Genomic DNA, 24,318 nt, shown 5'->3' on the forward strand with positions numbered 1-24,318 from the left:
GGCCTGGGCGGTGATGCAGGTCGCCCAGTTCACCCGCCTGGTCGGACACGCCAGCCTCGGCCTGATCGCGACCCGTCGCAGTATCCCGCCCGAGGTACTGCTCCCGATCTTCGACCGGATGGTGGACGAGGGCTACCTCACCCGTGACGCGAACCTGCTGTCGCACACGGCGGCCGGAGAGCGCGAGGCCGAACTGATCGCGAAGGCCTGGGCCCAGTGGCTCGGCGAGCAACTGGAGCAGGACGGCGGGCGGCCGGGCGGCACGGAACTACTGGCCGCCGTCGACACGATCGCCAAGCGGCTGCTCGCGGAGGACCTGGCGCACGGGGTGCCTGCCGGGCACTGAACGGCCGGCCGGCCCTCAGATCGACGAGCCGACCCCGGTACCGCGGGCCGGACCCTCGGTCGCCGCGAGAGCCGGGGGTTCCGCGTCCTGTGGCGGCCGATCGCGACCCGGCCGACGTCGGTGGCCGCGTGTGCCTGCTTGGCGAAGTGGGCCAGTACATCGGGCTGGTCGCCGGGCACGATGCAGATCAGCCGGCCGTCCTTGGTGGCGAGCAGGATGCGGCGGTCGGCGAAGCGGCCGATGAGTTCGCCGTCCACCCGGCGGGTCACGGCGTCGGTGTCCTCGTACGCCTCGTCTCCCTCGGCCACCGCGACGGCGTGCTCCCGCGAGAGCCGCAGGCCGAAGCGTTCGGCGCGGGCGGCGAGCCGGCCCAGATCGCCACGGCCGTGCAGCAGGTCGTCGATGAACTCCCGCCGGGCCGCTTCTTCCTGACGCACCGCCATGCGCTGAGCCCGCTCGTATCCCTCGGCGAAGGCGTCGACGGCCTGCTCCACCGCGGCCAGCACACTGTCGGCCGAGGCGGCGGCCCCCGGCCAGGCCGCCCGGGTGGCGGCCAGATGCTTGATGACCAGGGCGCGCAGTCCGTGCCCGGCGTCGGCGGCCTGTTCCCCGAGGGCTCGGCGCGAGTCCAGTGCGTCCCTGGTGAGGCGACGGCCGGTGGCTGCGACCTCCGTCAGTATGCGGGCATAGCCGTCGAGGTACTCGTCGGACACTTCTCGTGCTGCCACGCGTTCCCCCGGATCTTGCCTCGCTCCTGACCCGAGCATAGAGACAGCCGGAATCCGGCCATGTGGGCGGGTTCGTGTGCCCATGGGACGCGGGGCCCGGGAGGAAACGGTCGGGCTCGGTTCGATTGCGGGCCGGTTTCGGGTCGGCCGCGGTTCGGTTTCGGGGCGAATCCGGGAATTGCCGGGCCCCGCGCATCGGTTGGGACTGTCGGACCCCACGCTCCCACCGGTGGCCGACGACGCATGCGCCACCCTCTGGACCGCACGCCGACGAGCGTGGTCCGGAGCTGCCGTACAGGGGGCGGCAGCTCCGGACCGCCGGGCGGGTTCAGAGCGCCCCCGCGTCGGGCTGCGGCACCGGTCGCCCGCCCAGGATCTCGGCGAGGCCGCGGCGGGTGGCGGCGAGGACGACCCGGTCCTCGGGGCGCAGTACGTAACCGGGGTGGAGGTCCCAGATCAGGCGGGGCGGCGTATCCCTGCCCCCGGCGCGATCGCCGTCGTCGGCGCGCGCCGCGCTCAGGTCGGTGCGCCGGTCGTCGGGGGTCGCGGTGTCCAGGGCGAGCAGCCGCCACGCGCCGGAGCTGAAGGCCTCGGCGACCGTACGCCCCTCCAACTGCGGCAGGCCCGCCACCTCCACGGCGGCGAACAGCAGGACCCGGCGCTCCACCGGTATGGCGCCCAGGATCTGGCGCCCCATCATAGCTCCGGCGAAGGCGGGCGCCGCGAGGTGGGAGACGCTGCGGCTGCGGGTCAGGGCGCGCGGGTGGGCGGCGCGCAGGGTGCGGTAGACGGCGGTGGCGAAGTCGTCGTCGTACAGCCGCAGGGCCACGCGCAGGTCGGCCTTGACGGAGCGGCCGTACAGGGCCGCTTCGAGGTTGGTGGTGTCGATGCTGGTGAGGGCGAGCATGGAGTGCGCGCGGTGGATCTTCGCGGCCTCCAGTACGCCCTCCTGGGTGACGTCGCCGATCACGGTCGGCACGCGCAGCCGGCGGGCCAGCGCGATGCCGCGTGCCTCCGGGTCCTCCTCCACGCACACCACGGGGATGTCGAGTTCGCGCAGCCGGGCCAGTACGCGGGTGCCGACTTTGCCGAGCCCGAGCAGGACGACATGGCCGGACATGCCGCGCGGTGGCCTGCGCAGCCCCGAGGCGCTGCGCAGGGCGCCCAGCGCTTGCAGGACGGCGGCGAAGAGGACGGGCAGCAGCAACATCCCGGCAAGGCCGGCGAGGAGTTGCAGGAGCTGACGGTCCAGCGGCTCGCCGACGGCGGGGTCACCGATGCCGAAGAGGTCGAGCAGGGTGACGTAGGCGGCGTGCAGCGGGTGGTCGCCGGTGGTGGTCCAGGAGGCGACGGCGAGGCCCAGGACGGCGGCGGCAAGGCCGGCGAGTGCCCACAGGAGGCGGCGGGAGAAGAGCGAGGCGATCGGTACCCCGCGGCCCGCGAGCGGTCCGGACGGCGGTGCGGTGGTCGTGTGGGTGACAGCTTCGAGGACGATGGTGCCCCGGCCCGTCGCGGCGGCCACACCGCGGTCGTCGGGCAGCAGCTGCGGCCCGTCGCCGCTGCGCTCGGAACCCTCGCTGCCCGCCGGGTTGGTGGTGGTGGAGGACAGCAGCGCCAGGGTGCACAGCCCGGGGTCGGCTACCTCGCCGCGCGCGGGCGGGTTGCGTTCGACGGCGCGCAGCAGCAGCCCGTCGGCCTGGACGATCTTGCTGGTGCCGGCCACGGCGGTGGCGGCCAGCGCGGGCGCGGCGGTGTCGGCATCGGACAGGACGGTGGTGGAGGCGTCCAGGTCGGCGGTGTCGAGGCCGGGCGCGGCGACCGCCGCGGCCTGGTCGAGCAGGTCTTCCAGGTGCTGGCCGAGCTTGCGGTTGTAGAGCCGGATGACCAGGCGCAGCCGGGGGTTGAGGCGGCGGGCGGTCAGTGCGGCGCGGATGTTGGTCTCGTCGTCGTCATGGACGAGGGCGAGCGCGCTGGCCCGTTGCACTCCCGCCTCGGCCAGAACGGCGTCGTCCACGACGAACGCCTCCATGAGCCGCACCGGGTCCGGCGGTTCGCCGTCACCGTCCGGCGTCGGGGCCGTTCGGTTCATGGCTGCGGACACCCGCCCGAAGAGCGCGGAGGCCCGGCCCGGCAACCGGCCGGTGACCGGGTCAGGGGGGTTGCGCAGGTCCCGGGCGGGCGGCACGACGAGGGTGACCCGCGCCCGGTACACCTCGGACAGCTCGGCGGCCAGCCGGTGGGCGAGCGCGTCGTCGCCACTGACAATCATGTGGTGCTCGCGGGGGCCGTGTTGACCCTGGTGGGGAAGTGAGGACACGCCCCCAGGGTGCCCTGTCGGTCAAGGCGCGCGGAACCCGCGTTGATCACCGGGCAGGCGGGGAGGGCGGGGTGCGCGGGCCCGGTCGAGTGCCCGCCCCTCGGCCCGGTACCACTCGCGCACCAGAGCGAGGGCCAGGGCCACTTCGACCACGTCCCCGCCGTAGTACATGACCTGCGAGGCGAAATGCAGGTCGGCCGGCCCGTACGGCATCCCGGGCGGCCCGGCGGCGTACAGGGACTTGGCGAGCACGGCGTGCGCGGCCGACGCGGCGACCAGCGTCACCGCGCGCAGCGGGAATCCGGCGCGGTGGCGCACCGGGTCGACGGCGAGTACGGCGAAGGTGAACAGGACCCCGGAGGCGAAGAGATGGGCGTGCAGCAGAGGGCTGTGGTGGATGTACGACGGGACGGGAGCCCGGTAGAGCAGCCACAGCACGCCGACGTTGACCAGCGCCGCGACCGGCGGCCATGCCAGGGTCTCGACGGGCCGGGAACGGGTCACTGCCAGCAGCCGGCGCCGGGGCGCGGTCGGCAGCGCGCGCAGCGCCAGCGTGACGGGCCTGCCGAGGGCGACGAGCAGGGGCGCGGCCATGCCCGAGCCGAGATGCCCCGCCATGTGTCCGGTGAACGGCGGCCAGTGCGTGGTCCTGGGCACGCCGAGCGCCGCGATCATGACCAGGCCGCCCGCGCAGAAGGCGAGATCGCGCGAGCGCGGCCAGCTGTCGCCGCGCCCGCGCAGCCGCGCGGACCCGGCCAGATAGCCGAGGCAGCCGGCCAGTACCGCGGCGATCAGCGGCGTGGTCAACGCCGTTCGGCCCGGCGCGCCTTGACCAGCAGGGTCGCGCCGGCCGCCAGGAACAGTACGGCGATGGCGTTCCAGGTCCAGTCGTACGGCGCGACATCGACGCCGTACCTGATCTGGTGGATCTCCAGGACCTTGTGCTGGAACGTGCCGTCGTACAGCTGGAACCCGCCGAGCCCCAGGCACACTCCACCCCACCAGCCCGGCCGTACCAGGGTGTCCCGGCGGCGCAGATCGGCGTAGAGGAAGAGCCCGGCGACGACGGCGAACCAGCCGCCGGCGTGGAAGATCCCGTCGGAGACCAGGCCCATGTCCGGGGTGGATTTGTCGTAGAAGTGGTGCCAGTGCAGGAGCTGGTGGAACACCGTCTCGTCGATGAACGCGGCGATGCCCACCCCGGTGAGCACACCGCCGAGCACCGCTCGCCCGGTCGTCCTGGCGCGGCCCGTCTCTGGCACGGGACCCACCTCCGCTCGCATGGTCGGGCTCCGTCAAGTACCCCGGGCGGAGCGGCCCGTAACCAAGTGACGCGCAAGGTGGCTCAGTTGGTGAAGACCGCGTCCAGATACACCCACGCGCCGCCGTGGCGCACGAAGCGGCTCTGCTCGTGGAGTTCGCCGGTTTCGCCCTGGTGGGCGTAGTGGGCGCGGAAGGTGACCGTTCCCGTGGTGTGGAAGGCGCTGCCGTCGGTCGCGGCCAGGATCTCCAGGCCCGTCCAGCGCGTCCCTGCGTCCAGGTCCAGGGCGGCGGGCCTGGTGTCGGGGTGCCAGGTGCGCAGCAAGTACGTCGCGTCCTGGGCGGCGAACGCGCTGTAGCGGGAGCGCATCAGCAGCTCGGCGGTGCGCGCGGCCGTGGCCCCCGTGTGCAGCCTGCCGCAGCATTCGGCGTACGTGGCCGGGAGCCCGCAGGGGCACGGCGAGGCGGCGGTGAGGGACGGCCGCTTTGGGCGGCGTGGGCTGCTGCGTCGAGACATGCCCCTATTCTGCCCGCGGCCCGCAGGGCCCCTTTCGCGCCAATGTGCGGGTGGGCCCGAACGCGCCTTCCGGGTCTGCGGGGGCGACCGTATGCTCCTGCGCCTGACGCGACTGTTACCACGCTGTAGTTGAGAAGTTGTCGCCCCCGCACCGCGCTCCCCCTGCTCGTGTGCCGTCTCACGGATACGGTCTGCCACGCGCCCCCGCTCCCCCGGGCCCGGTTTCAGCTCCCGGAGGCAAACCGCTCGCGGTACGCGCTGGGGGTGAGCCCGGTGCGCCGCCGCAGCTGTGCGCGCAGGTTCGCCGCCGTACCGAGCCCGCTCGCCCGCGCCACCGCCTCGGTGCCCAGCTCGCCGCGCTCCATCAGGCGGCAGGCCAGCACGATGCGCTCCGCGGTGAGCCAGGCCAGTGGTGTGGTGCCGAGTTGCGCGCGGAACCGGCGGTGCAGGGTGGCCGGGCTGACCGCCGCCCGTACGGCCAGACCCGTCACGGTCAGCGGCGTGCCGAGTCGCCCCCTGGCCCACTCCAGGAGGGGGCCGAGCGTGGTGTCGGGGGCGGTGGGCAGGGGGTGCTCGACGAACTGGCGCTGGCCGCCGTCGCGGTGGACGGCGAAGACCAGGCGGCGGCTCACGGCGGCGGCCACCTCGGCGCCGTGGTCACGCCGCACAACGTGCAGCCCGAGGTCGAGGGCGGCGGCGCTGCCCGCCGCGGTGAGGATGTCGCCGTCGTCCACGAACAGCACGTCCTCTTCGAGCCGGACGGCGGGAAAGCGGGCCCGGAAGGAGTCCACCCACTGCCAGTGCGCGGTGGCGCGGCGCCCGTCGAGCACCCCGGCCTCCGCGAGCGTGAAAGCGCCGCTGCAGAAGCCCACCAGCCGGGCGCCCCGCGCGTGCGCGCGACGGATCGCGGCCAACACCGCGGGGCGGCGCGGCACTTCGGCGTCCGGCCGGTTGGGCACGATCAGCGTGTCCGCCGTGTCGGCCGCCTCCAGGCCGGCGACACCGGTGAGGGTGAAGAATCCGTCGCGCATCAGAGTGCGGGGCTCCGGGGAGCACAGGGCGAAGTCGTACAGCTCACGGCCGAGTTCGGGCCTGCGCAGGCCGAAGACCTCGGTGGCGCAGCCGAGCTCGAAGGGGTTCGAGTTCTCGTCGACGATCACGACGACCCGGTGCGAGGAATCTTGCGTCATGTGCGATTCCTAGCACTCACGCGCGGTGTACGCCAGGACCGAGGATGAGGTCATGACCACTGAGGCAGCGCACAAGCCGACCGACCCGATCGCACTCACCGACGCCCTGGACTCATTCGATGCCCTCTGGAGCCCGCGCATCGTGACCCGGGTCAACGACTACGACGTCCGCGTCGCGAAGGTCGCGGGTGAGCACATCTGGCACGTCCATGACGACACGGACGAGTTCTTCCAGGTCATCGAGGGGGAACTGACCATCGGCCTCCGCGAGGAGGGCTCGGCGGGCGCGGAGCGGTCCGTCGTCCTGCCCGCCGGATCGGTGTTCGTCGTCCCGCGCGGCACCGAGCACAAGCCGTCGTCGGCGCACGGCGCGTCGATCCTCCTCTTCGAGCCGACGGGCACGTCGACGGTAGGCGACCGCCACGATCCGGTACCGGAGCACGTCGACGCGACGACGGGCCACGCACTCTGAGGACGCGCGCCCCCGTCCCACTCCACCCGCCGGTTTGGGGACGGAAGACGATCTTCAATAGGATCCGGCGATGATCACAAGAAAACGGCTGGCGGCCGGAGCTCTCACCCTGCTCGCCGCCCTGGCCGCCGGGCTCGCCCCGGTCGGCACCGCCGCTGCCGCCGACGAACCGGCCCAGCAGGAGTCCCCCAAGGTCGAGTTGGTTCTCGACGTCAGTGGTTCGATGAAGGCACGGGACATCGACGGCAGGTCCCGGATGGCCGCCGCGAAGCAGGCGTTCAACGAGGTGCTCGACTCGGTGCCCGACGACGTACGCCTCGGCATACGCACCCTCGGCGCCAACTACCCCGGCGACGACAGGAAGATCGGCTGCAAGGACACCAAGCAGCTGTACCCGGTCGGTCCGCTGGACAGGACCGAGGCGAAGACCGCCGTGGCCACCCTGGCTCCGACCGGTTTCACCCCGATCGGGCCGGCGCTGCTCGGTGCGGCCGACGACCTCGCAGGCGGGGACGCCACTCGCAGGATCGTGCTCATCACCGACGGCGAGGACACCTGCGGTCCGCTGGACCCGTGCGAGGTGGCACGCGAGATCGCCGCCAAGGGAACCCACCTGGTCGTCGACACTCTCGGCCTCGTCCCGAACGCGAAGATCCGCCAGCAGCTGACGTGCATCGCGGAGGCCACCGGCGGTACCTACACGGCGGTCCAGCACACCGATGAACTCTCGGGCCGCGTCAAGCAGTTGGTGGACCGCGCCGCCGAGCCCGTGGTCACCCCGGTGGCGACCGAGGGCGCTGCCGCATGCGCACAGGCCCCGCAGCTCAAGCCGGGTCTCTACACCGACCGCGAGAAGTTCTCCGAGCACCGCTGGTACCGGGTGGACGTACCGCCTGGCCAGGAACTGCGGGCCTCGGTGAGCATCGGCGCCGACCGCGCGGTCGACCGCGACTACGGCGTACTGCTGCGGGCGGTGACCACGCACGGCCGGGAGATCGTGCGCGGCTCCGAGGCCGGTGACGGTCGTACGGATGTCATCTCGACCGGGCTGCGCTACCCCAAGCCGCCGCTGAACGACGACACCGACGGGGATGCCAGGCCCGTGGCGGAGAGCGTGTGCCTCCAGGTCAGCAACTCCTTCGCGGCACCCGCCTCGGTCAAGACCGTGCCCGGCCTGCCCGTCGAGCTGACCGTCGACCTGGTGGACGGGCCCGACGAGGCGTCGGACGTGGCGTCCTTCGGCCTCGGCAACGGCTGGTGGCTGCTCGGCGTGCTCACTCTCACCGGTCTCGCGGCCGGTCTGCTGTGGGGCTGGATCTCACGCTGGCGCTTCGCTGCTTGGAGGACCAACTGATGCGTACGACACAGGTATTGACGGGCGCGCTGCTGGCCGCCACGGCGCTGCTCACCGCGACGCCGGTCGCCCTGGCCCAGCCCCCCGCTCCCTCGCCGAGCGACAGTACGAGCGGAAACGGTAGCGGAAACGGGGACGGTGAAGAGGCCGCGCCGACCGAGGCGGGCACCGGCTTCCGTACCGCGACAAAGATCCGGCAGGACCAGCGGGCGACCGCCGACGCGTCCACCGGCGACTACCTGTACTGGGTGTTCTCCGCGGAGGCGGGGAAGTCGGCCACCGTCCGGGCCACGGTGAAGCTGCCGGACCCCGCCGCCAGGCACGGCGCGGTCAATTGGCGGCTCGACGTCTATGACGGCCTGCGCCGCCGCCAGGACTGCGCCTACGGCAGCAACTCCAGGTCGGCGCCCAAGGAGGCCGAGTCGGTCGAGCTGACCTGCCATCTGCGTACGGTCCGTGCCTGGGCCGAGCCGTGGGCCAACGACCCGCTGCCGGGCAGCTACTACCTGCGGCTGACGGTCGGTGAGCTTCCTCAGGAGGACCTCGGCCTGCCGGTGCGCGCCGAGGTCGAGGCGACCACGGTGGACGCGGGCGGCTCCCGCGCGGTGGACGGCGCGCTGTCGGTCCCGCTGGTGCCCGGCGCTTCTGACGAGAAGGTCGCCGAGGCGGCGGGGTCCGCGTCCGACCGGTGGTCGTCCCGCTGGCTCTGGACCGTGGGCGGCGGCGTGCTCGGAGCGATCGCCGCTCTCGCCGGATACAGCCTGACGCGCGGCTCGGGCCGCCCTTCGAGGGTCCCGCGAGCCGTCTGACCGCCCCCGCGCGTGTTCTCCCCGCTCACCGGACCGGCCGAATCCCCGGCCGGTCCGGTGAGCGGGAGCCTGTCCGGTGGTTGGGAGCCTGTCCCTCCTGATTGGAGGCCGTCCCTGATGGGGTGCCGGTCCGGTGATTGGTGGCCGGTCCGGTGATTGGTGGCCGGTCCGGTGATTGGGAGGGAACGCCTGCTGGAAACATCTCGCCATGGTCACTCCCGTCCCAGCGCCGACCCAGCCGTCCCGACCGCGCCGAGCGCTGGTGGCGGGATCCGTGGGCAACTTCATCGAGTGGTACGAATTCGGCGTCTACGGGTACTTCGCGACCATCATCGCGACGCACTTCTTCACCCCCGAGGGCGGCAGCGACGTCGAGGGGCTCATCAAGACCTACGCGTCCTTCGCCCTGGCGTTCTTCTTCCGCCCCGTCGGCGCCGCGCTCTTCGGCCGGGTGGGCGACCGGATCGGCAGACGCCCCACGCTCATCCTGGTGATCTGTCTGATGACCGTCGCCACGACCCTGATCGGCGTGCTGCCGACGTACGCCACGATCGGCGCGGCGGCCCCCTGGCTGCTCACCCTCCTGCGCATCCTCCAAGGCCTGTCCGCGGGTGGCGAGTTCGGCGGGGCGGTGTCCCTCATGACGGAGTTCGCTCCGCCGGGGCGGCGCGGCACGTACGGGGCGTGGCAGTCGTTCACGGTGGCGCTCGGGTTGCTCGGCGGCGCGGGCATGGCGGCGCTGCTCGCGACCGCACTGAGTGAGGACCGGCTGAACGACTGGGGCTGGCGGGTGCCGTTCCTGCTGACCCTGCCGCTCGGACTCGTCGCCCTGTGGCTGCGGCTGCGCCTGGACGAGACCCCCGCCTTCGCCGCGGCGACCGGTGGCCGGAGCGTGCCGGTGCGGCCACCCGTGGGCGAGACGGTCCGGGCGATCGCGCTGGGCGCGGGTCGCGTCATGGGCTGGTCGGCCGCGGGCTACACGTTCCTCGTTGTCCTCCCGTCGTACCTCCAGAGCTCACTGAACGCGACGTTCCAGGAGGCGCTGATCGCCACTGTCCTGGCCAATCTCGGCTTCGCGGCCTCGATCCTGCCCGCCGGCATGGCCAGTGACCGGATCGGGCGGCGCACGGTGATGGTGGCGGGGGCTGCCCTGGTCGCCGTGCTCGCGCTGCCGCTGCTGAATCTGGTGCAGGACCCCGGCGCCCCGGCGCTCGCCAAGGGCGCGGCCCTGTTCGGCGCGGGCGCCGCCGTGGGGCTGATGGCGGGGCCGGGACCCGCGATGCTCGCCGAGATGTTTCCGACGACCGTCCGCTACACCGGGCTCGGCCTGGCGTACTCACTGTCCAACGCGGTCTTCTCAGGGTGCGCGGGACTCATCATCACCGAGGTGGTCAAACGGACCGGTGATGTCGACATCCCCGCCTACTACGCGGCGGCGACCTGCGCGGTCAGCGTCCTGGCCCTGCTCACCCTGCGCGGCGACGACCACAAGAAGGCACTGCGATGAGCGCGACGGACAGCATGAGCGGGACGGACAGGACGGACAGGACGGGCACCATGCGGGTGATCGGGCTGATGTCGGGGACGTCGTACGACGCGATCGACGCGGCGGCCGCCGATCTGAGGCTCGACGGCGACACCCTGGTCCTGACTCCGCTCGGGATGATCAGTGCGCCGTACGACGGCGATCTCCGTGCGGGGCTGGCGGCCGCGCTGCCGCCCGCGCCGACCAGCATGGCGGAGGTGTGCCGGCTGGACACGCTCATCGGGCAGGCCTTCGCCGCGCTCGCCGTGCGCGCAGAGGGTGAACTGTGCGACTCACGGGCCGACTTGATCGCCTCCCACGGGCAGACCGTCTACCACTGGATCGAGGACGGGCGGGCCCGCGGCACCCTTCAGATCGGGCAGCCCGACTGGATCGCCGAGGCCACCGGACGCCCCGTCGTCTCCGGCTTCCGGACCCGCGATGTCGCCGCCGGTGGTCAGGGCGCCCCGCTGGTGAGCATCTTCGACGTCATGTGGCTGCGCGGACGGCCCGGCGTGCCCGTCGCGCTGAATCTCGGCGGCATCGCCAATATCACCGTGGCCGCCGCCGACGCCGGTCACCCGCTCGCCTTCGACACCGGGCCCGCCAACGCGCTGATCGACGCGGCCGTCCGGGATCTTACGGGCGGGCGTCTTGAGTACGACGTGGACGGCGCCCTCGCAGCTCGCGGGAGCGTCCACGGGCCACTGCTGCGCCGACTCCTGGAGGAGCCCTACTACGCGCGGACCACACCGAAGACGACGGGCAAGGAGCTGTTCCATCTGCCGTACCTGCGGGCAGCTCTGGCCGCCTTCGGCCCGCTGCCGACCGAGGTCGTCGTCGCCACGCTGACCCGGCTGACCGCACGCACCGTCGCCGACGCCGTTCGCGCGGCCGGGGCGAGCGAGGTGATCGCCTCGGGCGGCGGCACCCTCAATCCGACGCTGATGGCCATGCTGCGCGCAGAGCTGAGCACGGGGGCGGGCCCGGGCGGCGCGGCGGCCTTGCGGACGTCGGACGAGCTCGACCTGCCATCGGCCGCCAAGGAGGCGTACGCCTTCGCCGTCCTGGGCTGGCTGACCGCGCACGGCCTGGCGGGCACCGTCCCGTCGTGCACCGGCGCCCACCGCGCGAGCGTCCTGGGCTCACTGACCCCGGGCCGCGACGGCCTGCGCCTCCCGGAGCCGGCGGCCACGGCCCCCACCCGGCTCACGATCTCCCCCGGCGCCCCCTGAGGGCCACCTGAAGACCGGCGCTCTCGGCCACGGCGGGGCACTCCTCTGAGGGCCGAACGACGGCGGACGACGAACGACCGCGGACGACCGACGAGCGACGGCCAGGCCCCGCCTCGCGGTCAGGCCTTGCGTGCCACGCCCGCGTACCCGGGAATCGGGGCATCGCCCGTGACCGGCACCACTTCGCCGAGCTCCGGACGCCAGTCGGCGGCCAGCGAGACGCCGGGCTCCACCAACTCGAAGCCTTCGAAGAACTGGGCGAACTCGTCGCGAGTACGGGGTCGCAGCGTGAGGCCCCTGGCGCGGTAGAGCTCCCTGGCCTTGACCGCACCCTCGGGGTAGAAGTCGCCCGTGACGTGCGAAAGGACCAGGTAACTGCCGGACGGCAGGGGGTCCATGAGGGAGGTCACCAGCTCGTGCGCGCCGTCCTCGTCGTCCACGAAGTGCAGCAGCGCGACGAGCGACAGTGCGATGGGCTGGGCGAAGTCGAGTGTCTTCGCGGCCCGCTCCAGGATGGCCGCCGGCTCGCGCGCGTCGGCCTGGATGTACTCGGTGGTTCCCTGCGGGGTGCTGCGCAGCAGGGCCTCCGCGTGGGCGAGCACGATCGGGTCGTTGTCGCAGTAGACGATGCGCGCGTCCGGAGCCGTCTGCTGGGCGATCTGGTGCAGGTTCGGTTCGGTGGGTATGCCGGTGCCGATGTCGAGGAACTGTCGTATGCCGCTCTCGGCGAGCCAGCGCGTCGCGCGGTGCATGAACGCACGGTTGACCCGCGCCATGTCGCGGCCCCGCGAGTCGAGCGCCAGGAGCTGCTTCGCCATCTCCTCGTCGACCGGGTAGTTGTCCTTGCCGCCCAGAAACCAGTCATACATGCGCGCGGGGTGCGGCTTGCTGGTGTCGATCACGACAGCGGTGGGGTCCGGCCCGGTCATACGACGCTCCATGGGGTCTCGTTGGCAGCAGGAATCAGTACGGATCAGTAGGGATCAACAGGATCAGGTACTCGGGGTCAGGTGAGCAAGAAGTCGGCCTGGCCGGCCTTGGCACCCTGGATGAAGGCGGCGATCTCACCGTTGGTGTAGATCAGTGCGGGTCCGTCGGGATCGGCGGACTGGCGGACCGCGACCCGGCCGTCGGCCAGTTTCATGGCCTCGACGCAGTTGCCGCCGTTGCCGCCGCTCCAAGGCCTGTGCCAGCCTTCGGAGGGCAGTTCGGCCGCCGGCATGCCGTTGTAGATGGGGTCCATCAGAGCTCCTTGCGGAGATTCTTCAGAATCTCCTTCGTGCGATGTGCGGTGGCGGCCTGCGCCGCCATGCGGTCCATGACTTCGAGGTGGGCTGCGACCTCGGGGCGCGCGTCGAGATACACGGCGCCGGTCAGGTACTCGCTGTAGACCATGTCCGGAAGTTCAGGTACGGCGAAGCGGAAGAGGACGAAGGGGCCGTACGTACCGGGGTGATGACCGGTCGCGAACTCGGCTACCTGCACCGTCACGTTGGGCATCTCCACGGCGTCGATGAGACGGTCGAGCTGCGCCGCCTGGACACTCGGGCCGCCGACGGGCCGACGCAGGACCGTTTCGTCCATGATCACCCACAGCTTCGGGGCTCCCCGCTGCGTGAGCAGACTCTGGCGTTCCATGCGCAGGGCCACGTGCCGCTCGATGTCCTCGGGTCTCGTCTGCCCCACGGCCCCGGTGCGCATGATCGCGCGCGCGTAGTCCTCGGTCTGCAACAGGCCGGGGACAAAGTGCGGTTCGTACGCCCTGATGAGCGCGGCCGCGCCCTCCAGGCTGACGTACATGCTGAACCAGTCGGGCAGGATGCCGTGGAAGCGCTGCCACCAGCCGGGCTTGTTGGCCTCCTCGGCCAGCTCGACGAAGGCCTCGGCCTCGTCCTCGGAATTCCCGTACGCCTTCAACAGCAGCTGGATATAAGGAATTTTGAGAGCGACCTCGGCCGTCTCCATCCTGCGGATGGTGGCCGGGGCGACCCGGAGCACCTTGGCGGCCTCGTCGCGGCCCAGGCCTGCTCTCTCACGCAGATCCTGCAGGCGCTTGCCGAGAACGACCTGGCCCACAGTCGGGGCAGACCGCGGTTCGCTCACTTGGGACCTCCCCCTGTGCTGTTGCCCAGCAGTGTGCCACGCACCTGCGGCGAAGGAAATGCCACTGTGGACTTTTCAGAGTGCCCCTTGCCAAGTGTCGCGTTCAGAGGGAGAGTTGCCCGGTGTAACACTTCACGCGGATGCCGCGCGCTGCCACGGGGGAAGCGCGATCCGGCGCTGCCCCACCGTGAGGATCGCTCGTGGCACCAGGAAACACGCTTGTACCCCGGCTCATGGACCGATGTCGGGGTGCGGACATACGGCGGTACGGGTTCGAGTTACCCGCACGAGCCGAATATGTCTCCCGCGCGAGGCGTCTGACCTGCGCTCAGCTGACCCGGTGGGGAATCGACGAGGACACCTGCGGCATCGCGGCGCTGATCGTCTCCGAGCTCGTCACGAACGCCGTGCTGCACACCGCGAGTGAGCTTTTCGCCTGCGAGCTGCGCGACAGCGACGGCAGGCTGCGCGTCGCCGTACGGGACCAGGGACAGCGGCCGACGGGCCCCCGGCTGCGCCAAGGCGCCGAGGAGGAACACGGCCGCGGGCTGCAGCTCGTGGACACGCTGAGCAGTTTCTGGGGAACGCGTGACGTCGAGGGCGGGCCCGGTCGCGTGGTCTGGGCGGAGCTGCCTTGCTGAGGACCGCGATGACCAACCTGCCGGCCGGCCGCCTCTCGCGGGTACGTCGCGCCGGCCACGGCGGTCGGGCCAGGCTGCCCGTCCCGCCCGGCCTGCCCACCCCGCTCGGGTGCGACGCGGTGGGGCTGCCGGCCCGGCACGGATTCAGGCTCCTGTCGCATCTGACGCGTCCCGGCTGCGTCTTCGCCGACGCCGACTGGTGGTGGTGGATCGTCCCCTCCCAGTCGGACCTCGGGCTCCCGTGGCCGTCTCCGGCCCGCTATGTCACCGGGGCGTACGTACCGGCCACGCACCCCCGCCTGATCCACTCACCCGAGGGCACCGCCCCGTACACCCCGCCGATCCCGCTCTACGTGATGGTGTGCCGGCTCGCGGGCACCGCGCCCGTCTGGTCATCGGCGTCGTGGCGGCGCCCCTGAGGCGGACCGGCGCCGCCGAGTCCGCTCGGCGCGGCTGAGCCCGGCGCGACCGAAGCACGACGACCCCGGCACCCGCTCGTTCTCGGACGCATCGTCACCCGAACGACGAGGTGCTCTGGACAGTGCGCGCGGTGACGGGAGTGAATTCCTCCAGTGCCCTCAGCGGCACCGCCGTGCTCGCACCGTATGGGGAGGAGCCTCCGCGCCATGAACAGACCCAGGCTGCGCAGACCCGTCGTCCACATCCTGACCGCCGTCGCCCTCGCGGCGGGCACCGCCCTCACGGCAGGGACGGCGTCCCACGCCGCACCCGCCACCGCACCGGCCGCTCCCGCCGCCACCGCCCCCGTCGTCACCTGGGCCGCCAGCACCGACCGGCTCAGCACCGCGGGCGCCGCCCCGGAGCGCACGTACCGGCTCATCGTCCACACCAGCGCCGGCGGCAGCGGGCTGCGGATCCGGCTCTCCAACACCTTCGGCGACCAGCCGGTGACCTTCGGCCGCGCCTACGCCGGACTGCGCTCCTCCGGGGCCGCGTTGGTGCCCGGCAGCAACCGGCCCCTGTCCTTCCGCGGCGCACCGACGGTGACCGTGGCGCCCGGCGGCTCCGTGTACAGCGATCCGCTGCCCGGCACGGTGCGGCCGCAGTCCGATCTGGCCGTCAGCCTCTACGTGCGCAGCGCGGGCGGCGCCGCGACCGGCCACAAGATGGCCCTCCAGACCTCGTACATCGCCCCTGTCGGCAACCATGCCGCGAACGTCTCCGCGACCCCGTACACCCAGCAGATCACTTCCTGGTTCTACCTGGACGCGGTGACGGTGGGCGCCGGGCGCGGCACCGGAGCCGTGGCCACACTCGGCGACTCGATCACCGACGGCGCCATCTCGACCGCGAACACCAACCGCCGCTGGCCGGACTTCCTCGCCCGCAGGCTGCTCGCCGAGCCGGGCTCGCGCGTCAAGGGCGTCGCCAACGAGGGGATCTCCGGCAACAAGATCCTGACCGACGGCTCAGGCCAGAGCGCACTGAAGCGGCTCGACCGGGACGTCCTGTCACAGCGGGGCGTGCGGACCATGATCCTGCTCGAAGGGGTCAATGACATCAAGGCCACCCCCGCGCCGACGGCCGCCTCGCTGATCACGGCGTACGAGCAGCTCATCGACCGGTCGCACGCGGCGGGCATCTGTGTCGTGGGCACGACCGTCATGCCGTACGAGGGCTGGCGGGAGTGGACCGAGAGCGGCGAGGCCGTCCGGCAGGAGGTCAACGCCTTCATCCGGCACAGCGGCGCCTTCGACGATGTCGTCGACTTCGACAAGGCGGTCAAGGACCCCGTCGCCCCGACCCGGATGCTGCCCGCCTACGACAGCGGCGACCATCTGCATCCCAACGACGCGGGCATGCAGCTGATGAGCGACGCGGTGGACCTGGAGAGCCTGGGCTGCGCGGGGCGGTAGCGGACGCGAGTACGGGGCTGGACAGCGCCGCAGACACCCGCATCCGCACCCCCGCTCACCCCCGCACACCCAGCCCCGGCAGGACCGCCGCCTCCAGGAACCGCACCAGATACGCCTCGTCCGCGTACGTCCCCTCCAGCATCGGCCGCGCCCGCATGACCCCCAGCAACTGCGCCGCGACGAACTCGCAGGCCGGATTGCCCGCCGCGATCTCCCCCCGCTCCACACCGCGCCGGACCATCGCCTCGATCGCCGCGACCTCCGGCTCGACCAGCGCCTCGCGCATGGCCTCCAGCAGGTCGGGGTTGTGCAGGGCCGCGTGGCTGAGCGAGTGCATCAGCAGGGTGTCGCGGCCGGACGCCGCACCCGCCGCACCCGCGGCGGCGCGCAGGTCACCGGCGAGGGTCCCGGTGTCGATGTCCGTGAGCTGTACGCACCGGGTGCCGCGCAGCGCGGCGGCCACGAGCTGGGGCTTGGTCTTCCACTGCCGGTAGAGCGTCGACTTGCCGCATCTGATGCGCGCCGAGACGCCCTCCATGGTGAGGGCGTCGTAACCGCTCTCCCTGAGCAGGTCGAGGACGGCCTGGAAGAACTCCTGCTCCCGCTCCGGCGTGATCTTGGAACGGCGAATTGCGACCACCGGATCCTGATCCGGCGACGGTGACGGTGACGGCGGTTGCGACGGCATGACCTGTCCTCTCCAAGGATCCGGGTGGACCTGAAATCGGGTTGCGGGCGCTGCATCGATACGCCAGTGTACCGATACGGCTGCGTATCGGTACACTGGCGTATCGATAGGGCGTGGTGCAGACCAGGCCGCCGCAACAGCACATCGTGTCGTAATGCAAAGGGGCCGGGTGATGGACACCCGCACTGAGCCTGCCGAACGGGAGCCGGACACTACTGCCCGACCACCCCTCGTGCGCGAGTTTCTCCTCGTCGCGGGACTCTTCATCGTCTACAAGCTCGGCCGTCAGGCCGCGAACGGCCATGTCGCCGACGCGTACCGCAACGCCGGCCACGTCTGGGACCTGGAACGGTTCCTGCACCTGCCGGGCGAGGGGTCCGTGCAGGGTGTGCTGCTGCACAGCGAGCCGCTGGTCCGCTTCGCGAACACTTATTACGCGACCGTGCATTTTCCGGCGACCGTGGCCTTCCTGGTCTGGCTGTACTGGCGCCGACCCGACCACTACACCGGTGCCCGGCAGGCCCTGGCCGTGTTGACGGGCGCCGCCCTCGCGCTGCACCTGCTCATGCCGCTCGCCCCGCCCCGCATGCTCGGCGCGGCCGGTCTGATCGACACCGGGCAGGTCTACGGGCCGAGCGTGTACGGGGCGACACCCACCACCGACACGGTGGCGAACCAGTTCGCGGCCATGCCCTCGCTGCACTTCGGCTGGGCCGTGATGGTCGCCGTGGGCCTCATCGCCGCCACCCGCTCACGCTGGCGGTGGCTGTGGCTGCTGCACCCCCTGCTGACGCTTCTGGTGATCGTCGGCACGGCCAACCACTACTGGATCGACGCGATCGTGGCCGTGGTGCTGCTCGGCATCGCACTCGCGATCACCCGGCTGCCGCGGCGCGTCACCGCCCCGAGTGCCGGCCGCCCCTCCCCCGCACCGGTCGCCACCGCGTCGGTCTCCCCGCCGGCCCTCTCGGGAGGCACCCGATGAACGCGACCGTCGTGGCCGTCGCCCTCTCGCTCGCCTCCGCCGTCGCCTACGCGAGCGCGGCGGTGACGCAGCAGCGTCTCGCCGCACGCAGCGAACCGGCTGCGGGTGTGTTCGCGCTGTTCGCCCGCGCCGCCTGGTGGGGCGCGGTCGGGCTGAACGCCGGTGGGGCGCTGCTGCACGTGGCGGCCCTCAGCTTCGGCCCGCTCACCCTCGTGCAGCCACTCGGCGCGCTCACCCTGGTCGCCGCCGTACCGCTGGGCGCACGCCTCGCGGGGCGGCGCGTCACCCTCGCCGAATGGCGCGGCACGGCCCTCACGATCCTCGGGCTCGCCGCGCTGCTGCTCGCGGCGCGAGGTGCCGCACCGCACGAGACGCTCAGCCTGCCGGAGGCGCTGGGGGTCGCCGCCGTCACCATGACGCTGGTCGCCGTGCTGACCCGGACCGGCTCCCGCCACCCGGGTCTGCGCCACGCCACCGCGTCCGGGTTCACCTCCGGGGTCGCCTCCGCGCTGACGCAGACCGTAACGGTGGCGGCTGCCGCCCATGGCGCCGGACCGCTGCTGACCTGGCGTGTCGCGATTGTGGCGCTGCTCGTCGCTGGACTCGCTGCGGGCGGGCTGCTGCTGTCGCAGACCGCCTACCGCGGCGGCCTCGGCGGGCCGCTCGCCCTGGTGACCCTCGCCAATCCGCTCGCCGCCGCGGTCATTGGTCTGACGCTGCTGGGCGAGCGCCTCCAGGGTGGCCCCGTGGGCCTGCTGCTTGCGCTCGTGGGTGCGGCGGCGGCGACGCGCGGCGTACTCCTGCTGACCCGCGCACCGGCGGCAGCAGCAGCACCGGCATCCCCGGCGCCGACCCTGGACCTGGTACCCACACAGGCACAGGCACAGGCACAGGCATCGGCACCGGCGACCGCGCCCCGGCCCGCGCGGTCATGGGCACGGCCTCACACCCTGAGCCGGACAAGGGCGTGTGTGCCGCTGGTGCGCCAGGGGCGCCCCGCCGCGTCGAGCTCCGCGACCGTACTCGCCGAGAGACCGGTGACCACGTCGGACTTCAAGGTGCGCAGCGCGGCGACCGGACCGGGGAAGTAGCCAGTCACCTCGTCGAAGGGGATGGTGGCCGGCCAGTGCCGGTCGCCCACCAGACGACGGTAGTTCAGGTCGCCCTTCATGATCGTGAGCGTGGCGGAGGCGAAATCCTCCCGAAGGTCGGCGGGCATGTCGGCGTACGGGAACGGCGCGCACGAGAACGGATGCGCCCGCAGGACCAGCCGCCCGTCGGTCACCGCCCCGCGCAGCCGCTCAGCGATTTCCACCGCCCGGCCGGCCCCGGCCGCCATCCGCGCCAGACACCCGAGGACGTCGGACGTCGTGGCGTCGGAGATGTAGTAGGGATGCGGCTTGATGTGCAGGGTCACGGACGTGGCGCGATCCGTGCCGAGCAGATGGTCGGCGAGCACCAGGTCCGGCAGCAGTTCGGCCCCCGCGTTGTCCGCGACCAGGCACACCTTCCCGGGCCGCCCCTCACCCAGCAGGCGCCACAGCGCGGCCGTGTCGTCCGCGACCAGCCCGGTGACCCGCTCGCCCAGACCCGCTTCACCGGCCGACAGCTGGAATCCGAGGTCGGCGCGGTTTCCCCAGAGTGACGCGTGCAGAAGCGTGCTGTCCTGCTGCGCCGGGGAGAGTGCGGGGACACCGTCGAGCGCCGTCAGTTCCGCGTCGAGCTTCGCCCCGGTCAGCTCGGCGTGCTTGAAGGGGGCGAACGGGTCGATGCCCTGCCAGGCCCCCGGCGCGAAGTGGCCCAGCGCTCCGAGCAGCTTGCGGTAGAAGAAGCTCTCCGCCCACAGGAACGGCGCGTCCGTCCAGGGGCGTCCCAGGTATCCCTCGCCCCACTGCCGCCACAGAGCGGCGTCCGCCTCGTCCTCACCGAGGGGCTCCATCACGTCCTTGGTGATCTCGTCCAGGAGACCGTCCAACGCGCGTTGCCGCTCCGGCGGGTAGGCGGTGGCCCGGCGTACCCGCTCGATCAGCGCGGGGTGCCGTTCGACGAGGACGCTCCGGGCGAAAGAACCTGCGGCATTGCTGACGACGACGGGGGCGTCCCCGCCCACGTCCGACGGCCTGGGCTGCGGCATACGGTGTCGACTCCTTCGAGAGGCTGCGCTAGGGGGTGCGGTACGAGGCGTACGCATCATGCCGCGTCCCCCGCGCCACAAAGCCGTAACACCGCATCACTTGTGTACGGAGCCCATCGCCGGACAGGGGCGTGATCATGACTCAGACCCTCGCGCCGACCCGACGACCCGCCCGGCAGCTGATGGCCGCCTCCGTGGGCAACGCCGTCGAGTGGTACGACTGGTACGCGTACACCTTTCTCGCCACTTATATCGCGGGCCAGATCTTCCCCCACGGAGCCGGGAATTCACTGGTTCCGCTGCTGTCCACCTTCGCCGTCTTCGCGGTGGGCTTCTTCATGCGGCCGGTCGGCGGACTGCTGCTGGGCGCCGTCGCGGACCGGCACGGCCGACGGGCGGCGCTGACCGTCACCATCCTCCTGATGGGCGGCAGCAGCCTGTTGGTGGGCCTGACCCCGACGTACGCGTCCGTGGGCGTCCTCGCCCCGGTGGTGCTGGTGTGCGCCCGGCTGCTCCAGGGGCTCTCCGTGGGGGGCGAGTTCGCCGCCTCCACCACCTTCCTGGTCGAGTCGGCGGGCCCGGGAAGGCGCGGTCTGTTCTCCAGCTTCCAGTACGTCTCCACCACCGTGGGCCAACTCGCCGCATCCGGCATCGCCGCCCTCCTGGTCGGCACCCTCGCCGACGCGCAGATGGAGGGGTGGGGCTGGCGCGTCCCGTTCATCCTGGGCGCGCTCCTCAGCCTGGTCGGGTTCTGGATCCGGCTCGGGGCGCAGGAGACGCTTTCCCAGGAACACTCCAAGGAGCCGCGCCCCGGTCTCTTCGACGCCCTGCGCCACCACCCGCGCCAGTCCCTGCTGATCTGCGGCATCACGGCGGGCGGCACTCTCGCGTACTACACCTGGACGTCCTATCTGCCGACGTACGCCGAGCTCAACACGGGAATCTCGAAGTCCGACGCACTGCTCGCCGGCACGCTCTCGCTGGCCTTCTTCGCACTGCTCCAGCCGCTGGGCGGAATGCTCTCCGACCGCTTCGGCCGCAAGCCGCTGCTGCTCTTCTTCGGCCTGGGCTTCGCGCTGCTCAGCGTCCCGCTGCTGCGTTCCCTGGACGGCACCTTCACCTCGCTGCTGCTGGTGCAGTGCGCGGGCATGGTGCTGCTCACCGGGTTCACGTCGATCTCGGCGGCGGTCAACGCGGAGCTGTTCCCGGCCCGGGTCCGCGCGGCCGGCATCGGCTTCCCGTACTCCCTGACGGTGGCCCTCTTCGGCGGTACGGCGCCGTATGTGGGCACGCTCTTCAAGGAGATGGACCGCCCCGGGCTCTTCCCCTGGTACGTGGCCACGCTGTGCCTGGTGTCGTCGGCCGTCTACTTCCGGCTGCCGGAGAGCGCCCACAAGCAGCTCGAACGCTGACCACCGCGGTCGGGCCCCGGCATCCCGGCGCCTCAGGCCTTCGGCCCCGCGGCCAGTACCTGGCGGGCCAGCGCCACCAGGCCGTCGGCGCCGCACACCTCGGCCAGGGCCAGGCCGCGGGTCAGCTCGGCGGCGGACCCGGCGGCGACCCCGTACTCGACGCGGGCGCGTGCGTGTTCGTACGCACAGGGGGAGGCTTCGAGGAACACCACTGCCTTGGCCAGCAGTTCGACGGCCCGCTCGCCCGTCTCCAGGGCCGCCGCGCAGCGCAGTGACTCGCCGATGGCCGTGTCCGTGCCGAAGCGCTCGGCGTGGTCGCGGACGTAGGCGGAGAGATCGGCGGCGCGCTCCGGGTCGTCGGCGGCCACCGCGCGGGCCAGGTCGCTCGCCCACGGGGCCATGACCCCGTTGTGCCGGCCGCGCGTCTTCAGTACCTCGCCGGCCGCTTCCAGCTCGACGACGGCGTCCTTGGTGCGGCCCTGGGCAAGCAGCAGCCGACCGCGCACGGACTGCGCGTCCGGGATCACGATCGAGGAGGGGTAGGGCGGGGCGAACGCATAGCGGTCCGCGGCTTCCTGGGCCGCGTCGACCCGTCCCCGGGCCAGCAGCGTATCGATCAGCATGCACGCGGCGTCCCAGTGCATCGGCAGGCCGTTGCCGACGCGCTCGGCGAGACGCAGGCTCTCGCGCAGATACACCTCGGCCTGCGCGAGGTTGCCGCGCCTGCGCTGCAGATAGCCGACGAGGGCATGCGCGAAGGCCAGGTGGCCGCCGCTCCAGCCGGAGATCTCGAATGCCCGCAGCGCCTCGCTGAACAGACTCTCGGCCCGGTCGAGCCGGTCCGCGAACGCGTACGTGAGCCCCAGCAGGGCCGGGGGCTCGAAGCCCCACGCCGTGTTCGTCCAGCCCAGGCCCGGCGCGAGTTGGCCGTCGGGCAGCGCACGGTCGCAGATCTGGATGATCTCTTCGGCGTTCTCCCCGCGGGCGACCCTGTCGAAGGCCCTCAATATCAGCAGGGCCCGTTCGGAGTTGTCCCGGCCGGGGAGCCCGTCGGCCATCTCGGCGAGCCTGCGGGAGCGCCCCGGACCGTCGTCCTCGCTCGCCTGCACGCCCTCCCAGAGGAAATGCACGGCCTGCAGACGCATCCTGGCCGGACCGGGAGCGGTCCTGGCGGCCTCGGCGGCGACCACCTGCGCCGCCTCGCGGGTCTGGTTGTTGTGGGTGAGCGCCTGCGAGAGCCGGAAGACGACGTCGACGCGCTGGGCGGCGTCGAGCCCCGGCATGTCGAGCGCGGCCCGCAGGTGGCCGACCGTGGTGGCGGGTGACGTCAGCAGAGTGGCGCAGCCCAGTTCGTACAGCACCTGGGCGTGCACTTCGAGCAACGGCGGTTCCTGCAGGGCCCGTTCCAAACAGCGGCGGGCGGCGTCCGGGGCGCCCACCGCGAGATGCTCGGCCGCGGCGTCGCGCAGTTGCCCGACGAGCTCCGGGTCGTCGTCCGGATGCACTTCGAGGAGGTGCCTGGCCGCGGCTGCCGCTCCGCGCCCGGCCTGGGTGACCGCCCAGGCGGCCCGGCCGTGCATGGCGGTGCGCGTCGCGGGCGGGATGGCGCGGTAGACGGCGCCGGCGATGAGCGGGTGGACGAACTCCATCGGATCGTCCCCGATCAGGATGCGGGCCGCCCGCAGCCGATCGGCGCACTCGGAAGCCTCGGCCGGGCCCAACACGGCCAGCGAGGCTGCGAGTTCAAGGGAGATGTCGGTGCCGAGGATGGCGGCCCCCCAGGCGAACCGAGTGGTCGTGTTGCCCATTTCCTCCAGCCTGGCGATCAGTCCGGTGCCGCGCGCCGAGGCGCCCAGGGCGCGCAGTGCCCCCGCCGATCCCTCGACGGGCTCCAGGTCCTCGTCGCGCACCTTGGCGAGGAGTTCCACGGTCTCGTACAGATTGCCGCCGGTGACCGCCCACACCTCCCGGCAGAACGGGTCGTCCGCGTGCTCGTCGACGGTGGCCCTGGCGAGACTGGCGGTGGCCTCGGGGGTGAGTGCCCGCAGCACCACGCACTGCTGCGCGGCCGATTCGATGGTGCGGATGTACTCCGCGGTGTCACCGACAGGTTCCTCGGTGCGGTACGCGATGACGACGAGCACGGGGAGCCCGCCGTCGCGCTGGACGAAGGAGGCCAGCCAGCCGAGGGATTCCTGGTCGGACCAGTGCGCGTCGTCGACGACCAGGACGAGCGGGCCGTGTATGTCGGCGAGCCGCAGAACCAGGGCGTCCAGGCCGTCGCGGACACCCTGCGGGTCGGCCCGCCCGCCCGGTGGGGTCACGCCGAGCGCGGGTCCCACGATGTCGTACCAGTCGCCGAGCAGTTCCCGGGGGTCCACGAGTCCCGGCACGTTCAGGGCGATCTGCATCAGCTGTCGTACGACGTGGAATGGGACGGAGGTGACCGTCTCGCCACCCCGCGCGGACCACACCGCGCAACGCCCGGCGGCGATGCGCCGTAACTCGGACAGCAGCGCTGTCTTTCCCAGTCCCGCCTCACCGCTGTAGACCAGAACTCCACCGGTGGGTGTGTCCGCGCACAACGCCTCAACGGCCCGCGCGGCAGCGGCGAGTTCCGCCTCACGCTCCAGAAGCGGGACGGTGACCGGGTGCTCCGGCCGGGGCACCATCATCCCTCCCCCACAGTGGCGGACCTCGAGCGTATCCCCGCCGCGCGGCAGAC

General features: G+C 72.2%; 22 protein-coding genes and 1 pseudogene. 11 read left to right on the plus strand and 12 right to left on the minus strand.

Annotation, left to right across the window (positions count from 1 at the left end; genetic code table 11):
* Positions 1–132 precede the first annotated feature (132 nt).
* The 6 genes from QMK30_RS13965 to QMK30_RS13990 form a co-directional block, all read right to left on the minus strand.
* Complete coding sequence (locus tag QMK30_RS13965) at positions 133–1,113, minus strand: CdaR family protein (protein WP_502963136.1); 981 nt, start codon at positions 1,111–1,113, stop codon at positions 133–135.
* 289 nt (positions 1,114–1,402) lie between these two features.
* Positions 1,403–3,343: an NAD-binding protein gene (locus tag QMK30_RS13970; RefSeq protein ID WP_283518277.1), complete on the minus strand. Its 1,941-nt coding sequence runs from the start codon at positions 3,341–3,343 to the stop codon at positions 1,403–1,405.
* A 69-nt stretch (positions 3,344–3,412) separates the two neighbouring features.
* The gene (locus QMK30_RS13975) at positions 3,413–4,198 is read right to left on the minus strand and encodes a cytochrome c oxidase assembly protein (protein ID WP_283518075.1); all 786 of its coding nucleotides are present in this window, start codon (positions 4,196–4,198) and stop codon (positions 3,413–3,415) included.
* A complete protein-coding gene (locus tag QMK30_RS13980) occupies positions 4,195–4,653 on the minus strand; it encodes a DUF2243 domain-containing protein (RefSeq protein WP_283518076.1) in 459 nt (152 codons plus the stop codon). Before QMK30_RS13980 ends, QMK30_RS13975 begins: the two co-directional genes overlap by 4 nt.
* Positions 4,654–4,736: 83 nt before the next feature.
* The gene (locus QMK30_RS13985; RefSeq protein ID WP_283518077.1) at positions 4,737–5,168 is read right to left on the minus strand and encodes a YchJ family protein; all 432 of its coding nucleotides are present in this window, start codon (positions 5,166–5,168) and stop codon (positions 4,737–4,739) included.
* Between the two features lie 224 nt (positions 5,169–5,392).
* Positions 5,393–6,358, minus strand: coding sequence for a helix-turn-helix domain-containing protein (locus QMK30_RS13990; protein ID WP_283518079.1), 966 nt, complete (start codon positions 6,356–6,358; stop codon positions 5,393–5,395).
* Positions 6,359–6,410: 52 nt separating this feature from the next.
* On the opposite strand from QMK30_RS13990, the gene QMK30_RS13995 reads away from it, so the two are divergent.
* The 5 genes from QMK30_RS13995 (at position 6,411) to QMK30_RS14015 (ending at position 11,753) form a co-directional block, all read left to right on the plus strand.
* Complete coding sequence (locus tag QMK30_RS13995) at positions 6,411–6,830, plus strand: cupin domain-containing protein (RefSeq protein ID WP_283518080.1); 420 nt, start codon at positions 6,411–6,413, stop codon at positions 6,828–6,830.
* 70 nt (positions 6,831–6,900) lie between these two features.
* Positions 6,901–8,184 (plus strand): VWA domain-containing protein, encoded by a 1,284-nt coding sequence (locus tag QMK30_RS14000; protein WP_283518082.1) that lies wholly within the window; start codon positions 6,901–6,903, stop codon positions 8,182–8,184.
* The gene (locus QMK30_RS14005; RefSeq protein WP_283518083.1) at positions 8,184–8,993 is read left to right on the plus strand and encodes a hypothetical protein; all 810 of its coding nucleotides are present in this window, start codon (positions 8,184–8,186) and stop codon (positions 8,991–8,993) included. Before QMK30_RS14000 ends, QMK30_RS14005 begins: the two co-directional genes overlap by 1 nt.
* A gap of 208 nt (positions 8,994–9,201) precedes the next feature.
* Complete coding sequence (locus tag QMK30_RS14010; protein WP_283518085.1) at positions 9,202–10,500, plus strand: MFS transporter; 1,299 nt, start codon at positions 9,202–9,204, stop codon at positions 10,498–10,500.
* Positions 10,501–10,550: 50 nt separating this feature from the next.
* Positions 10,551–11,753: an anhydro-N-acetylmuramic acid kinase gene (locus QMK30_RS14015; RefSeq protein WP_283518278.1), complete on the plus strand. Its 1,203-nt coding sequence runs from the start codon at positions 10,551–10,553 to the stop codon at positions 11,751–11,753.
* Between the two features lie 119 nt (positions 11,754–11,872).
* On the opposite strand, the gene QMK30_RS14020 is transcribed toward QMK30_RS14015, so the two are convergent.
* From QMK30_RS14020 to QMK30_RS14030, 3 genes are all read right to left on the minus strand, one after another.
* Positions 11,873–12,682 carry an SAM-dependent methyltransferase gene (locus tag QMK30_RS14020; RefSeq protein WP_283518087.1) on the minus strand — a complete coding sequence of 270 codons (810 nt, stop codon included), beginning with the start codon at positions 12,680–12,682 and terminating at the stop codon, positions 11,873–11,875.
* Between the two features lie 77 nt (positions 12,683–12,759).
* Positions 12,760–12,996 (minus strand): DUF397 domain-containing protein, encoded by a 237-nt coding sequence (locus tag QMK30_RS14025; RefSeq protein ID WP_283518089.1) that lies wholly within the window; start codon positions 12,994–12,996, stop codon positions 12,760–12,762.
* Positions 12,996–13,856, minus strand: a complete 861-nt coding sequence (locus tag QMK30_RS14030) for a Sco1979 family transcriptional regulator (protein WP_283518091.1) — start codon at positions 13,854–13,856, stop codon at positions 12,996–12,998. Before QMK30_RS14030 ends, QMK30_RS14025 begins: the two co-directional genes overlap by 1 nt.
* Before the next feature lie 200 nt (positions 13,857–14,056).
* On the opposite strand from QMK30_RS14030, the gene QMK30_RS14035 reads away from it, so the two are divergent.
* The 3 genes from QMK30_RS14035 to QMK30_RS14045 all read left to right on the plus strand — a co-directional run bounded on the left by QMK30_RS14035 (position 14,057) and on the right by QMK30_RS14045 (position 16,374).
* Entirely contained in the window at positions 14,057–14,497 is a 441-nt protein-coding gene (locus QMK30_RS14035; RefSeq protein WP_283518092.1) for an ATP-binding protein, read from the plus strand.
* Positions 14,491–14,916, plus strand: coding sequence for a hypothetical protein (locus QMK30_RS14040; protein ID WP_502963137.1), 426 nt, complete (start codon positions 14,491–14,493; stop codon positions 14,914–14,916). Before QMK30_RS14035 ends, QMK30_RS14040 begins: the two co-directional genes overlap by 7 nt.
* 207 nt (positions 14,917–15,123) lie before the next feature.
* Positions 15,124–16,374, plus strand: coding sequence for an SGNH/GDSL hydrolase family protein (locus QMK30_RS14045; protein WP_283518096.1), 1,251 nt, complete (start codon positions 15,124–15,126; stop codon positions 16,372–16,374).
* Between the two features lie 55 nt (positions 16,375–16,429).
* Here QMK30_RS14045 and QMK30_RS14050 read toward each other — a convergent pair whose 3' ends face one another.
* Positions 16,430–17,062 carry a TetR/AcrR family transcriptional regulator gene (locus QMK30_RS14050; RefSeq protein ID WP_283518098.1) on the minus strand — a complete coding sequence of 211 codons (633 nt, stop codon included), beginning with the start codon at positions 17,060–17,062 and terminating at the stop codon, positions 16,430–16,432.
* A gap of 172 nt (positions 17,063–17,234) precedes the next feature.
* On the opposite strand from QMK30_RS14050, the gene QMK30_RS14055 reads away from it, so the two are divergent.
* Positions 17,235–18,047, plus strand: a complete 813-nt coding sequence (locus tag QMK30_RS14055; RefSeq protein WP_502963138.1) for a phosphatase PAP2 family protein — start codon at positions 17,235–17,237, stop codon at positions 18,045–18,047.
* Positions 18,044–19,138 carry a DMT family transporter gene (locus tag QMK30_RS14060; protein WP_283518100.1) on the plus strand — a complete coding sequence of 365 codons (1,095 nt, stop codon included), beginning with the start codon at positions 18,044–18,046 and terminating at the stop codon, positions 19,136–19,138. Before QMK30_RS14055 ends, QMK30_RS14060 begins: the two co-directional genes overlap by 4 nt.
* Here the strand turns inward: QMK30_RS14060 and QMK30_RS14065 are convergent.
* A pseudogene (locus tag QMK30_RS14065) lies at positions 19,129–20,241 on the minus strand (damage-control phosphatase ARMT1 family protein); the annotation flags it as partial. The gene QMK30_RS14060 and the pseudogene QMK30_RS14065 sit on opposite strands and share 10 nt — an antisense overlap.
* A gap of 77 nt (positions 20,242–20,318) precedes the next feature.
* Between QMK30_RS14065 and QMK30_RS14070 the strand changes: the two are divergent.
* Positions 20,319–21,593, plus strand: coding sequence for an MFS transporter (locus QMK30_RS14070; protein WP_283518102.1), 1,275 nt, complete (start codon positions 20,319–20,321; stop codon positions 21,591–21,593).
* A 32-nt stretch (positions 21,594–21,625) separates the two neighbouring features.
* Here the strand turns inward: QMK30_RS14070 and QMK30_RS14075 are convergent, their stop codons facing one another.
* On the minus strand, positions 21,626–24,268 hold the full coding sequence (locus tag QMK30_RS14075; protein ID WP_502963139.1) for an ATP-binding protein: 2,643 nt from the start codon (positions 24,266–24,268) through the stop codon (positions 21,626–21,628).
* Positions 24,269–24,318: the final 50 nt, after the last annotated feature.

The sequence above is a fragment of the Streptomyces sp. H27-C3 genome (assembly GCF_030063415.1).
GTDB lineage: Bacteria > Actinomycetota > Actinomycetes > Streptomycetales > Streptomycetaceae > Streptomyces.